Source organism: Variovorax sp. CF313, assembly GCF_000282635.1.
Classification (GTDB): domain Bacteria; phylum Pseudomonadota; class Gammaproteobacteria; order Burkholderiales; family Burkholderiaceae_C; genus Variovorax.
This window is the reverse complement of record NZ_AKIW01000047.1, coordinates 1-15,950: the sequence shown is the minus strand read 5'-3', so window position 1 is coordinate 15,950 and position 15,950 is coordinate 1. Positions and strand designations below refer to the sequence as shown.

The following is a 15,950-nucleotide window of genomic DNA, read 5'->3' as shown; positions in this document are numbered from 1 at the left end:
CAAGGTACCCCGTCGGCGTGATCCCACCCCGACCAATGCACAACGCAAACTGAAGAGCAGACTTTCATTTCAGTCGAAGGCATAAGTGAAGTCGGCATCCTTCACGTCGAGTGCCACCCGGCGGATCTCCCCACCCGACGCCAGCCGTTGCAGGTACTCGACCGAGATCGTCGGCAGCACGGTGTTCGTCAGGATCGCGTCGATCACGCGCCCGCCCGACTCCGGGTCCTGGCAGCGCGCGACCACCTGCTCGACCACCGCCTCGCTGTACTCGAAAGGCACGCCATGGTTGGTCTCCACGCGCTTCTTGATGCGGCCCAGCTGCAGCCGCACGATCTTCTTCATCATCTCGGGCGACAGCGGGTAATAGGGAATGGTGACGATGCGGCCCAGCAGCGCGGGCGGGAACACCTTCATCAGCGGCGCCTTGAGCGCATCGGCCAACGCATTGGAATCGGGCAGCAGCTCGGGGTCGCGGCACATGCTCATGACCAGCTCGCTGCCGGCGTTGGTGGTCAGCAGGATGATCGTGTTCTTGAAATCGATCATGCGGCCCTCGCCGTCTTCCATCCATCCCTTGTCGAACACCTGGAAGAAGATCTCGTGCACGTCGGGGTGGGCCTTCTCCACTTCGTCGAGCAGCACCACGCTGTACGGACGGCGGCGCACCGCCTCGGTCAGGATGCCGCCCTCGCCGTAACCCACGTAGCCCGGCGGCGCGCCCTTGAGCGTGGAGACGGTGTGCGCCTCCTGGAACTCGCTCATGTTGATGGTGATGATGTTCTGCTCGCCACCGTAGAGCGCCTCGGCCAGCGCGAGCGCGGTCTCGGTCTTGCCCACGCCCGAGGTGCCGCAGAGCATGAACACGCCGATGGGCTTCTGCGGGTTGTCGAGCCGCGCGCGCGAGGTCTGGATGCGGCGCGCGATCATCTCCAGGCCGTGTTTCTGTCCGATCACGCGCTGGTTGAGCGTGTCGGCGAGCTTGAGCACGGCTTCGACTTCGTTCTTGACCATGCGGCCGACGGGAATGCCGGTCCAGTCGGCGACGACCGAGGCCACCGCCTGCTCGTCGACCGAGGGCAGGATGAGCGGCGACTCGCCCTGCACCGCGTGGATCTTGGCCTGCAGCGTGTGCAGTTCTTCCAGCAGCGCCGCCCTGTCTTCGCTCACCCCCCCGCTGGGGGAGGGCTGGGGTGGGGGCACGTCGGCCTTGGCATGGCTGTCGACCTTCGATGCGCCGATGCCCCCCCCCCCCCCCTCCCCCAGCGGGGGAGGGAGTGAAGAGTCCACCGGCTTGTTGCCCGCGCGCAGCTTGGCGCGCAGCTCCAGCAGCCGGTCGACCAGCCCCTTCTCTTCCTTCCACCGCGCATCGAGCCCTTCGAGCTGGGTCTTCGATTCGTCGAGCAGCGCCGCCACCTGCGCCGCGCGCTTGGTCACATCGATGCCGATGGCTTCCTCGCGGCCGATGATTTCCTGCTCGACCGTGAGCCCCTCGATGCGGCGCATGCAGTCTTCCACCTCGGGCGGCGTCGCGTGCTGCGACACGGCCACGCGCGCGCAGGCGGTGTCGAGCAGGCTCACGGCCTTGTCGGGCAGCTGGCGCGCGGGAATGTAGCGGTGGCTCAGCTTCACCGCCGCCTCGATGGCCTCGTCGAGCAGCTGCACGCGGTGGTGCTTCTCGAGCACGCTGGCCACGCCACGCAGCATCAGGATGGCCTTGGTCTCATCGGGCTCGGGCACCTGCACGACCTGGAAGCGGCGGGTGAGCGCCGGGTCTTTCTCGATGTACTTCTTGTACTCGGCCCACGTCGTGGCGCCGATGGTGCGCAGGTTGCCGCGCGCCAGTGCCGGCTTGAGCAGGTTGGCCGCGTCGCCGGTGCCGGCCGCGCCGCCCGCGCCCACCAGCGTGTGGATCTCGTCGATGAACAGGATGATGGGCGTGGGCGAGCTCTGCACCTCGTCGATCACCTGCCGCAACCGCTGCTCGAACTCGCCCTTCATGCTCGCGCCGGCCTGCAGCAGGCCGATGTCGAGCGTGAGCAGCTTCACGTCCTTCAGCTGCGGCGGCACGTCGCCACGCGCGAGCCTCTGCGCGAAGCCCTCGACCACGGCCGTCTTGCCGACACCCGCCTCGCCGGTCAGCAGCGGGTTGTTCTGGCGGCGGCGCATGAGGATGTCGACGATCTGGCGGATCTCCTCGTCGCGCCCGGTCACCGGATCCATCTCGCCCTTCTTCGCCTTCTCGGTAAGGTCGACCGCGAACTTCTTCAGCGCGTCGCCCTTGCCCATGGCGGCCGGCGCCATCGCGCCCGAGTCTTCGCCGGGCGCGCCGCTGCCCATGCCGGTGCCGTCCTGCGCGCGCATCTGCGCTTCGGGCGAGGCATCGCAGATCTTGGCGAAGTTGTCCGCCAGGTCTTCGACCTTGACCTTCTCGAACTGCTTCGACAAGCCGAACAGCGGGTTGCGCAGGCTCTGCGTCTTGAGCATGCCCACCAGGATGTAGCCGGTGCGCACCTGTGCCTCGCCGAACTGCAGCGTGGCGTAGGTCCAGGCGCGCTCGATGGCGTTCTCGATGTGCGGCGAAAAGTCGCTGATGGCGGTGGCGCCGCGCGGCAGGCGGTCGAGCGCGGCGGTCATGTCTTTCGCAATGACCGACACGTCGAGCCCGTAATGCTGGATCACCCGGTGCAGGTCGGAGTCCTGCACTTGCAGCAGCTGGGCGAACCAGTGCTCCAGCTCCACGTACGGATTGCCCCTCATCTTGCAGAACACGGTGGCGCCCTCGATGGCCTTGTAGGCCAGCGCGTTGAGCTTGCCGAAAAGGGCGGTGCGGCTGATTTCACTCATGAGGGACTCCGTATCTCTTCTGAACGAATGAAGATGGGTTGATTGAAAGGCTGGCTGCCGATGCGCACGTCGGCCGCGTCGCGCGAACGTGTGCGCTGCCCGAGCCACGAGACCCAGCCCAGGCGCGGCCCGTTGCCCTTCGCATCGCCGAGGCGCGTGAGCGGCACCTGCGTCTTTTCGAGCACGAGTTCGGCGTCCCACTCCAGCTCGTCGCCCAGCAGCTGCTGCATCCAGCGCTGCAGCACGGGCCGTGCGTTGCCGATCGGCAGGAACATGCGGTACTGGTCGAGCGTGAGCGGCCCCAGGTGCAGCCGCACGCGGTGCTGGCGGTCCCAGGCGCGGGTGCCGAGCATGGCGCCCATGCCCATCGAGCGCGAACTCTCGCCCTGCCCCAGCCGCGTGAGCTCTCCGGCCGGCAGGCTCATCCAGTGGCCGACCCAGCGCTCCAGCTTCACGGGCACGCCGAAGTAGCTGCACAGCACCGACTCCACGCCCTCCACGTTGTGCACGCGGCGCGCGAGCCAGCCCGAGAAATGCAGGCGCGCGTCGTCATGGATCTCGTCGCGGTCCACGCGGCCCGGCGTGCCGATGCCGATCAGCGCGCCGATCTGCAGGCGGAAGCGGTCCTCGCCCGGCCGGTCGAGCGCCACGGCCGGCCGCGACTGCGCCCAGGCGCGATAGAAGTGCAGCGAGAAGCGGTGCGAGAAGCTGTCGAGAAAGGCCAGCCACGTCGGGTCGCCGTGGTTCAGGCTGCGCTCGCGGATGAAGTCGCTCAGGTGCACCGGCAGCGGGCCGTTGGGGCCGATGTAGCCGAAGAACTGCTGGCGCAAGCGTGGCGGTGAATGCGCAGTGGCGGGCTCGAAGCGGCTGAAGCTCGCGGGAGCGAACGACAGCGAAGGCTCCTGCCCCACACGCACCGGTTCGGCGTTCGGCAACAGGGCACGGCCCCAGCGCGGCGTGGTCTTCGCGACCGATTCGAGCCGCCGCATCACCGCGAAATAGTCGAAGGCCCACGGCTGCGCCGACCACTCGCGCAGTGCGGCGTCGACCCGCGCATTCACAGAATCTGGCGCGTCCCGCACAGCGGCCTCCAGCGCATGGTCTCGCCCTTGCCTGCGATGCGCAGCACGGTTTCGACGAAATGATTCACCTCTACATGGCGCGACAGGAAGCGCGCGAGCACAGCGCCGAACAGGAACGCGCTGTGGCCGTGGAAGGCGTCCTTGTCGACTTCAAGCGTTACTTCGAGCCCGCGCCCGAAGGCGATCGGCCCCTTGAGCGGCAGCCTGCGCGCAACGGGCTTGCATTTCACCGACAGCAGCCCGCGCACCTGGCCCTGGCGCATCTCGTCAGCATGCACGGCATAGAGCATCAGCGTCTCGCGCAATGCGGCGGCGCCCTGCTCCGGCGTGCTGTCGGACAGCGACAGGTAGTTGAGCGCGAGGTGGTCGACCACGCGCCACCCCAGCCCCTGGCTCACCACCGGCGACACCGGCCGCGACGGCCCGCGCACCATGCGCACGCGCTGCACGGGGAAGGAATCGACGCAGTCGAAGTCGTTCTCGCGGCCCAGCGGCATGAGCAGCGGCAGGTCGCGGTTGGTGCACAGCGCGGTCACCGCCAGCTGCCGCAGCGTGGCCGCATACGGCGCCTGCTGCGGATCGACGATCTGCATGTAGACCTCGGAGCCAATGTGGCTGCTGCGATTGCCCTCGGTGCGCTGGCGCACCGACAGCATGCGCGGCTCGCGCGTGGTGGTGAAGTAGGCCGGGTGGCTCGTGCGGCTGCCGTGGAAGGCCGAGTAGAAGGGCCTGAACGGCTGCTCGACCGCCGCCGCATCGGCACCGGGCGCGCCATGGCCGATGACCTCGGTGACGGTGTGCACCTCGAAGTCCTGCGGCCGCGTGCGGTCGGGCACGAGGTGGAACTGGCTCACGCCCTCGGTCATGGCCACGCGGTCGAGCCGCTTGGTGAAAAGGTTGACGGCGGGCACGCAATGCAGATGCACGTTGTCGGCGCTCACGAGCTTTTCGAGCGCCGCGTCGCCGCGCGAGAACAGCAGCACGATCTCGACATCGGTCACCGGCATCGTGGCCAGCAGCGCCTCGAGCCCGCCGATGCGCACGAACTGGAAGCGCTGCGCAAACGCGAAGTACTCCTGCAGCAGGCGAAAGCCCGAGAAACCGGTGGCAGTGGCGGGCAGCAGCGCCTCGTCGTCCTCGAAGCCGACCGCGCCGATGGCGCTGGCGGGCAGGCTCTGTGCCGCGCCCTGCAAGGCACCGCTCGGTGCCAGCGGCCGCACCAGCACGCCGACGGGCTGGCCCAGCGCGCATTCGTGCAGCTGCCAGGCCACGTCTTCGGCGCCTCCGAAGTGCAGCACGAGGTCGTCGAGCGCGATCTGGCTGAAGTTCAGGCCGGCCGTGGCGCGCAGCGCGATGCGCAGGCCGCCGCGGATGGCGCGCGACTGCGGGTGCGTGTTGAGCGGCAGGTCGGGGGCGTAGGTGAAGTACTGCGCACGTTGTATCTCGATGGGCCACACGCGCAGCGCGCTGGCCGTGCGGAACTCGCAATGCGTGTTCTGCCCCACGGCCTGCCGCGCACGCAGGCCGCTGCCGCGCGGCAGGCTCGGGCCGGTCGCGAGGTTCGCGTCGTCGGGGTCGGGCACGAAGGACACGATCACCATCGCCGGCGTCGGCGCGAGGAAGTGCGGATAGACGATGTCGAGCAGGTGGCCCGTGAAGCGCGGGTACTCGGCGTCGAGCTTCAGGCCCACGCGCGCCGACAGGAACGCGGTGGCCTCGATGAGCCGCTCCACGTAAGGGTCGGCCACCTCCTGGCCCTCGATGCCAAGTCGGTGCGCGATCTTCGGGAACGCGCGCGCGAACTCGGCAGAGCTTTCGCGGAAGTAGCGCAGTTCCTGTTCGTACAGACTCAGCAGCCTGGGGTCCATCTCTTCACTCCGGGAAGGCGGCCGCCGCCGGGCCGCCCCAAGGCGGGCCGCGCCTCCCCCTCGGGGGGTGGCGAATTACACGAAGCGCAGCGCAGTGAAAAGCCGGGGGGCTCATAACTTCTGCGCCATGTCCACGATCTCGATGCGTCCTTCTTCCAGGTCTACGCGGCTTCGCATCAGGAACTCGAGCGGTACCGGCTGCGCCCACAGCATGCCGCGGATCTGCAGGCCGATGCTGTTGTGGGAGTCCAGTGCCGGGCCTTCCATGACGAGTTCCACTTCGAGTGTGCGGGACAAAATGCGCGGCTCGAACTGCAGGATTGCGTTCTTCAAAGCCTGTTCCATGCTGACACGCTGCACCGACGAGGTGAACTGGCCAGACAGCATAGGCAATCCGTAGTTGATGACCGAGCGTGCGGCATTCGGGTACTGCCTGTCGTCCATCGCAAGGCCGTAGCCGGTGGCGTTGAACAGCCAGCCGAGGTCGCGCAGCACGGCCTGGCGCAGCGCCTGCTTGGTCAGCGTGCGCTTCTCGTCGCTCTCGCGCTTCTCGTCGGGCGCGTTGTCGACGAGGCGGTCGAGCAACGAAGGCTGCAGCCGCTCCTGCGCGGTGAGTTCAGCCACCGGCGCTGCTTTCGCCGCCCTCGGGCGTGAACAGGATCTCGCGCACGTCCATCAGCGCGTACTCGCCCGCGTCGCTGCCGAGCACGCGCTGGCCATGGCCGGCCCAGACCTCGGGACGCAGTTCGCGCCACTCGGTCTTGCGCGCAAGAAGCAGCTCGCCGTCCTCGGTCTTCTCGGTGCCTTCGTAGCGCGTGGGAATCAGCGCAAGCGTTTCGCCGCCGTTCTCGAACTGCAGGTGCGCGGGCATCCACACGCAGTCGCGCAGGTCCTCGGGCGGCTCGATCTTGATGTGCGCGAGGCGCGCGTACGGAATCCAGTAGTACTTGCCGTTGACGAAGGCTTCGAGCACCGGCCCCAGGCGCATGTCGGCATCGGCGAGCCACTCGAAGGGCGCGCCGTCGATGGTGCCGCTGATGGCGGGCGCACCGTCGAAGGCGCGCTGGCGCAGGTCCTCGGCCAGCTCGCTTTCTCCGCGGCCCTGGCGCAGCAGCGACTCGATGAGCAGCGCCAGCCACTCGTCGGGCTGGCCGAAGATCATCGGCGTGCGCGTGCCGGCGAACACTTCGGCGCGCAGGCCCTCGCAGCGCACGGCCTCGCCGTAGACCTGCTTCATGGGCACGGCGAGCGCGTCGAGTTCGGCCGCCACGCTGAGCTGGTTCAGCGCGCGCTCCCATTGGCCGAGCACGCACAGCAGCTGCGCCATGAAGACACGGTGCTTGCTGTCTGCGGGCCTGGCGCGCACGTCGTCGCTCAGGGCCTTGAGGGCGGCGGCCGGGTCGGCGGCCTTGAGGAGTTCGGCGGCGGTCGTCATGGTGTGCGGCTCCTGGATGTGGCGGCGTTCAGGCGCGGGTGAACTGGCATTCGCGCACCGCGCCGCGCAAGCCGGTGGTCTTCTGCGGCGCCGACTTGACCTTCACCGTGCGGTAGCTGATGGAGACCAGCTCCGAGGGCACGCCCCAGTGGCCGCCGGAGTTGAGCACCAGCCGGCAGATGCGGGCGTTCTCCAGCACCAGCTCGAAGGTCGACTGCGCATCAGGCGAGCGCTCGTCGCCGCCGGCCTTGAAGGCGCTGATGACGACCTTCAGGTCTTTCTCCTGCGTGCGCAGCAGGCTGGCGAGCGTGGCGGTGGCCGCGTCGCTGCGGCGCGCGACGATCAGGTTGTTGGGCACGACCTGGTTCTGGCTGGACGACTCGGGCACCTGCACCGACCAGTAGTAGCCGCCGATGTTCAGCCGCGCCTTGCCGTCGTCGAAGGAGCGGTCGAGCTCGGCTTCGACGGGCGCGCCCTTGTTCTCGATCAGCATGACAAGGTCGGTTTCCGCGGAGCCGGTGCCGATCAGGTCGTAGAACTGCCGGGCGTCTTCAGGGCTCCAGGAGCCGTCGTCGAGAAATGCCATATCACCTCCGGGGTGCGAAAGAAAAAAGGTTGAACCGAAATCGCATGCGCCGGCTTCATGGCCGGGCTCCGCCGTCCGCAGCGCCGCTTCTGCGCAGCAAGGCCGCGAACACCTGCCGCTCGCCACTCTCGGCCGGCGGCTGGCCGCCGCGCACGCGCACTTCCGACACCTCGGCCTGTGCGTAAGCCACGCCGAACAGGCGTGGCGCGCTGTAGGGCGTGGCGGGCACGGCCATGACCAGCAGGCGCGCATCGCCGGCGGCGTCGAGCCAGGGCAGGTCGAAGCGCTTGACCGAGGGCTGCTCGGTCGTGCCGCGCTTGAAGCGGTTGGTTTCGCCGAGCTCGTCGGGGTAGACCGACTGCAGGTTGCCGCGCGCATCGATGCCGGCGATGACGAGGTCGAGCGAGCGGCCGCTGGTGTTGCGCACGGTCAGGCGCACGCGCTCCCCGGCGCGCGGCGATGGCAGCATGGCTGCAGCCTGAACGACGGGCACGCTGCGCAGCAGCCGATCGGCGCTCCAGACCTCGAGCGTCGCATCGAAGCCGTCGAGCTGGCCGTCCTTGCCATAGGCCTGCAGCTGCGCGAGCCACTTGAGCTGCGCCAGGGCCTGCAGGCGGCGGCGCAGGGCAGCGGTGTCGGGCAGCACCACGGTGGAAACCGTCGCGCCGAGCATCGGCGCGAGCAGCTCGAGGCGCTGTCCCGGGGGGCCGAGGTCGGTCCAGCGCACGTCGGCGGTGGCTGCGTCGTCGGCCCGGCGGATCGCCGCCGGATAGTCGAGGCTGAGGCCGGCGGGCAAGGGCTTGTCGGCGCGCACGCGCAAGGCGGTGGCGGCCGGCTCGGTCATGGGCGTGACGCTCCAGAACGCGCTGCCCGACACGTCCTTCAACGCCGCGGGTACAGCGAGCCACGCGCCGCCGAGCTTGATCTGCGCCACCGTGGCCGGCGCGCTGCGCACGGCGCCGTCGTCGAGCGTCGCGATCACACGCAGCTCCTGCTGTTGTGCAAGGCCATCGAGCAGGCCGGCCTTGATGGCCAGGCTGTCGCCGCTGCGCTGCGCGCGCCACACGGGGCGCGTGGACGCGGGCGCGCCGCCGTTGGCGAACAGCGGCGCATCGAGGTTGCCTTCGGCCACCGGGGACGGCAGCTCGCGCGTGGGAAAGCGCTGTGCGAGTTCGTCGATGACCGGCGGGTACAGCGCGAGCACGCCGTCGAACAGGTCGCGCCAGGTGGCGGGCTTGCGCGACAGCGCCTCGACCATGGCCCAGGTCAGCAGGCCCTGCGGCCGGGCGTTGCGCGCCTTGCGGGGCAGGCGCAGCTCGGGCGTGATCTGGTGGCTCTCGGAGGCGAAGAAGGCGACGTAGCGGGCGCGCGGCACGGCTTCGGCCGGTATGGGCGGCGTCAGGGGCCGTACCGGCGCTGCACCGCCAGTCAGTTGGGTCGCGCGCAGGCCGCGCCAGCGCACCTCGTCGTCGCTCGGGCCCTCGGCGGTGGCGGGTGCATCGGCGGTGCCGCGCGTCATGGAGTTGGCAGAGCAGGTGTCGAACACCGAGGCGACGAACACGCTCTTCGCGAGGAAGGACTGGATCCATGCATCGAAGTCGGCGTCGCGCAGGTCGCCCGTGAGCACGTTGTCGCTGCCCAGCGTGCCGCGCACGTCGCGCGCGAGGAAGTTCTCGGAGAGGCCATCGGGCTCCTGGTAGCGCTTGGCGATGTCGCGCAGCCGGGTGCCGTGGCCGGAGAAGTACAGCAGCACGAAGTCGCCGCTTCCCGACTGCGCAAGCAACTTGGCAAGAGCCTCGTGGATGGCCTGCGATTCGGGCAATGCGGCGCCATTCACGCCATCGGCGAGCATGGCGATGTCGGACGCCGCGAAGCCCTGCTTGAGCAGCGCATCGCGCATCAGCATCACGTCGTTGCGCGGCGCTTGCAGCCACAGCGCCTGCGGCTGGTTGGCGAGTTCGGAGACGCCGACGAGCAGCGCGCGCGGGGTGGCGAAAGCAAGGGTGCAGCAGGCGAGCAGCCACAGCACGAGCAGCACCTGCAGAACGCGAAGTTGTGTTGTTCCTTCCCTCTTTGGGGGAAGGCTGGGATGGGGGCGGGCAGAGCGCCCATCGGATACGCCGCCTGCCCCCACCCCGGCCCTCCCCCGGAAGGGGAGGGAGAAAAATGCCGACAGCATTCGCACACGGCGCGTTTGCATTGCTCCTTCCCCCTTTGGGGGAAGGCTGGGATGGGGGCGGGCAGAGCGCCCATCGGATACGCCGCCTGCCCCCACCCCGGCCCTCCCCCAGTGGGGGAGGGAGAAAGAGAAATGCACGATGCGACTCATGGCCGCTGCCCCGTGACCGGCCCGGCCGACTCGACCAGCGGCGAAGCCGCGAGCACCGCCAGCGCATCGACGGGCTCCGGCACCCGGAGGCGCCACGCGCCCTCGCCGCCCGGCCCGCCCACCACATCGGCCGAGATCGACTGCAGCAGCCGGTCGGCCTCGTCCATGCGTATGCCGGATTTCCAACGCACCACGAGATCGGCCCGCGTCGGCGCAGGTGCGGCAGGCACGGCGCGGAATCGCACCTCGTCTTCCTCGGACGCATCGCGGCCGCCCAGCACCCCGATGTTCTGGATCACCACGAACAGCGCCAGCACCGCGAAGGCCGGGCGCGCCCAGCCTTCCGCGCCGAACCAGCGGCGGATGCTGCCCCACCAGCCGTCTTCCGGCCGGGACTGCGGCTGCGCACGCGAAGATGAAGAAGAAGGCGAGGAAGCCGATGCATCGCCCTGCGGCCGCGCCAGCGCCGCCCCAAGCCGCAGGCCCGCGTCGCGGTACAGCGCCTGGTAGTCGGCACGCGGGTCCTGCGGACCGAGCGGCGTGCCCGACAGCACCGAGAACACCCCGCCCACGCTGCGCAGCGCGATGCGCCCCGGTTCGGGCGCAATGGCCAGCGAGGCGTGCGCGGCCCACTCGTCGTGCACCGCGCGGATGGCGGCGAGACGCGTGGCCGACACCTCGCCCTGCACGCGCGCGCACAGCTGCGGGCTCGGCTCGAGCGTGAGCACGTTCCAGGCCTGGATCACGCCGAACATCGGCTCGAAGGGCTCGTCCTCGGGCTCCAGCAGCACGTCGAAGGCAGATGCCCAGTCGGCCTCGCCAGCGGCCATCCAGCCTTGCCAGAGTTCGCCGTGGATGCGGCGGTCGAGCAGCACGCCGAGCAGCCGCCCCTCGTGCACCACGCTGACGAGGCGGCCCGGCGCCCAGCGCGCCGGGAAGGCACGCTGGGCGACAGCCTCGCGGCGCCGGGCCAGATCGGTGAGGGGCAGCAGCAGGTCGGATGCAGCGGCTGCAGCAACGGGTTCGGCGCCCGTTCCGGGGGACGAGCCCGGCATGGCCACGGTGGCCATGCCGGGCGGCGACGCGTCGTCGGGCACGGCCGCGCCCGTTTCGAACGCGTGGCGGATCACGCTGAGCGGGGGCCAGAGGTCGGGGGTCATGGCATCTGTTCCTGAATGGCTATGTCTTCAGGCATAAGACGCTTCAGCACCGAGGATTTTGAAAACCTGCAGGATCACGGCCATGTTGTCGGGCTCGATGGCGATGCCCAGCGTCTGCTGGAGCCAGCCGCCGAGCCGGGTCCTGGCGTAGTCCGCGGTCAGCCCCTCGCGCTTGTGCACGAGGCCCAGCCGCCCCGCACGGTAGTGGTACGACGCAATGGCATGGCGCGAGGCGATGCCCGACAGCCCGCCCTCGGCCTCCTTGCCGAAGCCCTCGCACAGCAGCAGGCGCTCGGGCTCGGGCAGCTCGGCGATGAAGGCGCGCGCGGCAAGCTGCACGGCCTGCGCGCTCAGGCCGTGTTCGGCCAGGCAACCGTCGAGGTCTTCGCCGGCACCGATCTCGTCCTCGAGCTGCGCCTCGGTGATCTGGTCGCCGATGGAGAGCTTGCGGCGAAACGAGCTGGCGCGCGTGCAGTCGATGAGGTAGCGGCGGAAGTAGGCGCACAGCGCGAAGGCGGTGGACGGCGCGCTGTGGCCCGCGCGCTCGTCGGCCTCGTCGGGGTCGGCATCGAGCCGCAGCACTTTCACGTAGATGAACTGCGCCACCAGCTCCTGCCGGCCCTCGCCCAGCACCTGCAGCTCGGGCGGATTGCAGGCCACCAGCGCCTCGCCGACGATGCGGTACATGGCGCCCATCTCGCCGGGGGACAGCGTCTGGCGCCGTCGCCAAAGGCGGACGAGTTCGCTGCTCTCCGCGGACGACAACGTCTCGATCATCGGCTCACCCCCAGGCTGCGCGCACTTCGTGTCGCTTCGCCCACCCCCTTGCAGGGGGCAACACCGGCGGCCCGGCGAAGCCGGTTCCGCGGTGTTCCCCGAACGGGCCTCGCTTCGCCCGCCAGCGGGATGACCATTGGCCCGTGGGCTTGCATCCTTCAATCCTTCAATCGTCGACGCAGCTGCCTTCCGAGGGCACCAGGCACTGCGGCAGGTTCGCCCCCACCGGTCCGCCGCGCGTGCGGATAGCCGACGACACCGCGGCCTGCGCCACAGCGAGGCCGCGCGGCAGCAATATCCACAGCTGCCCGCGCTCCTTCATGCGGCGCGCGTTGGTCGCGGCCTGCTGGCCGTTGCCGAAGAAATAGTCGGCCCGCACCGCGCCGCGGATGGCGCCGCCGGTGTCCTGCGCGATGGTCAGGCGCTGCATCGGCGCGCCGCTGCCGGGCGTGCGCGTCGACACGAACACCGGATAGCCCAGCGGCGTGCTTCGCGGATCGACCGCAATCGAACGCCCCGCCGACAGCGGCACGCCGAAGGCGCCCACCGGCCCGCCCACCGGCGAGATCGATTCCTTGAAGAACACGTAGCTCGGGTCCTTGATGCCCGAGCCGCTCACCGCGCCAGCCGCGCGCCGCCCCGGCACGACGACCGGGCCGCTGGCCACCGGCCGCACGAGCGTGAAGCCGCGCGTGCGGATGGTGCCGCTGTCGACGGCACCGGTGTCGTCCTCGTCGCCGTCGTCCAACTGCAGCTCGATGGACGAGCCGCGCACCTTCACCGGGCTGCGCGGCTTGCCGTTGGCGGCCTGCGCCAGCGTCGGACGGAAGGGTTGGCCGTTCTGCTCGGCGTAGGCGACGCGCACGATGTCGCCGTTGGCCATCCTGATGCGGCCCGAGCCCTGGATCTGCATTTCGTACAGCGCGGTGGCGCTGCTCACGAAGGCCAGCACCTTGGCGTTGGGCGCGCCCTTGGTCTCGATCTCTTCGCGCGTGTAGTACGGCAGCAGCTGCTTGCCCTCGACCCGCAGGCGCACCTTGCGGTCGAGCGTGTCGCGCGAAATGGCCGAGAGGTCGAGCGCATAGAGGCCCGGTGCACCCATGTCGCGCGTGCTGAGGCCGGTCTGCACCACCACGTTGCGACCCTCGACCCGCGCCGCCACCGTGCCGCTGCCGGGGGGCAGCTTGCGCGCGTCGGCGAACAGCATGTCCTCGGGCTGGCCGTAGACGGGGTAGATGAAGGGTGCGCCGTACTGGCGGGCGCCCGCGATCTCGGGCTCGAAGTAACCGGTGACCACGCCGTCGGGCCTGCGGTCGTCGTCGCGGATCTGGTAGGCCGAGAACTCGCCCTCGAAGAAGCCCCGGATGGCGTTGTTGCTCTTGCCGTCGACCTTCAGCGCGCGGGCGCACACCTCTTTCCACTCGGCGCCGCGCCCGGTCAGCACCTTGCAGCTGCCGAGGAAGGCGGGCCAGCTTTCGGAGAAATCGTCGCGCGCCCAGCCCGGCACCGAGTCGAAACCGACCGAGGTGTAGGTGGCGAGCTGCGTAGAGAAAGTGCGCGCCTGCCCGGCCACGCTGCTGCCATCGGGTGGCGGGCGCGAGGCGGTCGTGCTGCCCGCGGCGTCGGTCGTGGCCGCGCCGGTACCCGTGGCGGCCGGCGGTGGTGCGGCGCAGCCCGCCAGCGACGCGATGGCGGCGGCAACGGCCCATCGGAGCGCGCAGGCGAGGCGCTGTTCGGGCTGCTGTTGCGGTTGTGAAGCGGTCATGAAAGTCTCCTTGTCCAGCAAGTGGCGGCCCGAGGGGCCAACGCCCTACAGACGATTACTTCTCGACGATTTTGAAATTCGCAACGCCATAGACGTCGTTGCACGGGGTGTTGGGCGCGCACACGGGCTTGCCCAGCAGCGGCGTCGGACCGGTACCGCGCGTGGCTTCGAGCGCGGCCAGCACCGGCAGAGGGAACACCGGGAACACGCCGTCGTTCTGCACGCCGGCGGCGCTGAAATCGCGCTCGCGCTCGCTCACGAGCACCGCGAACTGGTCGGTGCCGGCCGGGCCGCCCGCGTCCATCGGCCACGAGGCGCGCGGCAGCGAGAGCGAGCCGCCGGCGGTGATCTTGTTGTACTTGTCGAGCAGGTTCGGGAACAGCAGGAACATCTCGCCGCCGCTGGACAGAAGGAAAACGTAGACGAAGCCCTCGCGCTTGCTGCGCACCTCGAAAGCGAGGCGGTCCTTGCCGATGGCGACCTCGGCCTTCTTCGGTGTGGCCGTCACGTCGAAGCCCGGGGCTGCACCGGCCGCAAGCGATTGCAGCGACTCGGCAGGGGTGCGCGGGGCCGGAGGCGGCGGCGGCGGTGGAGGCGCAGGAGGTGGTGCCTCTGCAACCTTGGTGTCGGGCGGCGGGGCCGGCGTGGCGGCGACGGTCTGCTTGCCGGCGCCGCTGCCCGCTTCACCGCCTGCGCGGCCCTGGAACCACCACCAGGCGCCACCTGCCGCGGCCGCGAGGACGGCGACCGATGCGAGTGCGGCGACCGTCTTGCTGCTGCCCTTTCCGCCGCTGGCGGGGGCGGGTGCAGGCGCCTTGCCGCTGCCGGTCTTGCTGCCGCTGGCGATGACCGTCGCCGCATCGGCATTCGTGGTGGCCCGCGCTCCCGATGGCGGCTGCGTGCGCGGCGTCGGCGCGACGCTGTGCCCCACCTCGAGATCGAGCGCCGCGCGCAGCTCGGCCATCGACTGCGGCCGCTGCTCGGGCCGCACGCCCAGGCCCGCATCGATGGCTTCGAGCAGCCGCGTGCTGTAGCGCTGGCGCAGGATCTCGTTGCCCGCGAGCGGCACGTAGCTGTCGGACAGCAGCCGCGCCACCGACGGCGGCGGCGCGCGGCCGCATACGGCCACGTGCATCACGGCTGCGAGTGCGTAGACGTCGGTCCACGCGCCCTGCGACATGTCGGGCATCTCGGCGTACTGCTCGATGGGCGCATAGCCGGGCTTGAGGATGACGGTGATCGCCTGCGTCTTGTCGGTGATCACGCGGCGCGCAGCGCCGAAGTCGAGCACCACCGGACGCCCGGAGCCTTCGAGCAGGATGATGTTGTCGGGGGCGATGTCGCGGTGGTAGCAGTTGGCGTTGTGCATCACCGCGAGCGCCTGCGTCACGCCGTCCATGATGCGGATAAGCCATGCCTCGTCGACACCGGCGGGGATGGCCACCAGGGCCTCTCTCAGCGTGTCGCCCCGGTAGAAGGGCATGACCATGTAGGTGGTGCCCTTCTCCTGCCAGAAGCGGTAGACCTTGAGCAGCGACGGATGGTCGAACTGGGCCAGCAATCGCGCTTCGTTGATGAAGCTGCGCATGCCGAGGTCGAAGGTTTCGCGGTGTCGTTCCGACAGGGGGACCACTGTGCCGTCCTGCTGTCTTGTCGATAGCGACGTTGGCAGGTATTCCTTGATGGCCACCACGCGTTCGAGGGTGTGGTCCCAGGCCTCGTAGACGACGCCGAAGCCGCCCTGGCCTATGACTCTGGTGACTTCGAATTCTGCGAGGCGGCTGCCTACGGGGAGGAGGCCGGCTTCGGTGCTGCCCGTGGCAGGGCTGGTGACGGGAATGTTCGTGGCTGCACCGGCTGTGATGACAGTGGCTGATGTGTCGCCGGTTGTTGTCGGCTGCGCAGGCTTGTTGGGGACCACTCGGGTGCGGTCATCGTTGGAGTCGGTCATTGACTGGCTCCTGTTTGAGCTGTGCTTTTGGTTTGCTTCCCGAGGCCGGGTCTCGCCCCGGCGGGCGACCTACTTTTCTTTGCTTCGCCAAAGAAACGTAGGCAAAAGAAAGGCGACCCTGCTGTCTGCGACCCTTCGCTTCGCTTCGGG

Annotated in this window: 11 protein-coding genes; all 11 read right to left on the bottom strand. The window is 69.6% G+C overall.

Annotated elements, in window-relative coordinates:
* Positions 1-69: 69 nt before the first annotated feature.
* Positions 70-2,847, bottom strand: a complete 2,778-nt coding sequence (gene tssH, locus PMI12_RS13905; protein WP_007833354.1) for a type VI secretion system ATPase TssH — start codon at positions 2,845-2,847, stop codon at positions 70-72.
* Positions 2,844-3,908, bottom strand: a complete 1,065-nt coding sequence (tssG, locus tag PMI12_RS13900) for a type VI secretion system baseplate subunit TssG (protein ID WP_237726094.1) — start codon at positions 3,906-3,908, stop codon at positions 2,844-2,846. The genes tssH and tssG overlap by 4 nt, the downstream gene beginning before the upstream one ends.
* Positions 3,905-5,797, bottom strand: a complete 1,893-nt coding sequence (gene tssF / locus PMI12_RS13895) for a type VI secretion system baseplate subunit TssF (protein ID WP_007833352.1) — start codon at positions 5,795-5,797, stop codon at positions 3,905-3,907. The genes tssG and tssF overlap by 4 nt, the downstream gene beginning before the upstream one ends.
* Before the next feature lie 111 nt (positions 5,798-5,908).
* On the bottom strand, positions 5,909-6,421 hold the full coding sequence (gene tssE, locus PMI12_RS13890; protein WP_007833351.1) for a type VI secretion system baseplate subunit TssE: 513 nt from the start codon (positions 6,419-6,421) through the stop codon (positions 5,909-5,911).
* Positions 6,414-7,232: a type VI secretion system accessory protein TagJ gene (locus tag PMI12_RS13885; protein WP_007833350.1), complete on the bottom strand. Its 819-nt coding sequence runs from the start codon at positions 7,230-7,232 to the stop codon at positions 6,414-6,416. Before PMI12_RS13885 ends, tssE begins: the two co-directional genes overlap by 8 nt.
* A gap of 28 nt (positions 7,233-7,260) precedes the next feature.
* A complete protein-coding gene (locus PMI12_RS13880; RefSeq protein ID WP_007833348.1) occupies positions 7,261-7,818 on the bottom strand; it encodes a type VI secretion system tube protein Hcp in 558 nt (185 codons plus the stop codon).
* A gap of 55 nt (positions 7,819-7,873) precedes the next feature.
* Positions 7,874-9,847 carry a caspase family protein gene (locus tag PMI12_RS13875; RefSeq protein WP_042673391.1) on the bottom strand — a complete coding sequence of 658 codons (1,974 nt, stop codon included), beginning with the start codon at positions 9,845-9,847 and terminating at the stop codon, positions 7,874-7,876.
* Positions 9,848-10,143: 296 nt separating this feature from the next.
* Positions 10,144-11,307 (bottom strand): hypothetical protein, encoded by a 1,164-nt coding sequence (locus PMI12_RS13870; protein WP_007833344.1) that lies wholly within the window; start codon positions 11,305-11,307, stop codon positions 10,144-10,146.
* 27 nt (positions 11,308-11,334) lie between these two features.
* A complete protein-coding gene (locus tag PMI12_RS13865; protein ID WP_007833342.1) occupies positions 11,335-12,084 on the bottom strand; it encodes a hypothetical protein in 750 nt (249 codons plus the stop codon).
* A 166-nt stretch (positions 12,085-12,250) separates the two neighbouring features.
* Positions 12,251-13,849, bottom strand: coding sequence for a murein transglycosylase A (gene mltA, locus PMI12_RS13860; RefSeq protein ID WP_007833340.1), 1,599 nt, complete (start codon positions 13,847-13,849; stop codon positions 12,251-12,253).
* Between the two features lie 55 nt (positions 13,850-13,904).
* The gene (locus PMI12_RS13855; RefSeq protein WP_007833339.1) at positions 13,905-15,800 is read right to left on the bottom strand and encodes a serine/threonine-protein kinase; all 1,896 of its coding nucleotides are present in this window, start codon (positions 15,798-15,800) and stop codon (positions 13,905-13,907) included.
* Positions 15,801-15,950: the final 150 nt, after the last annotated feature.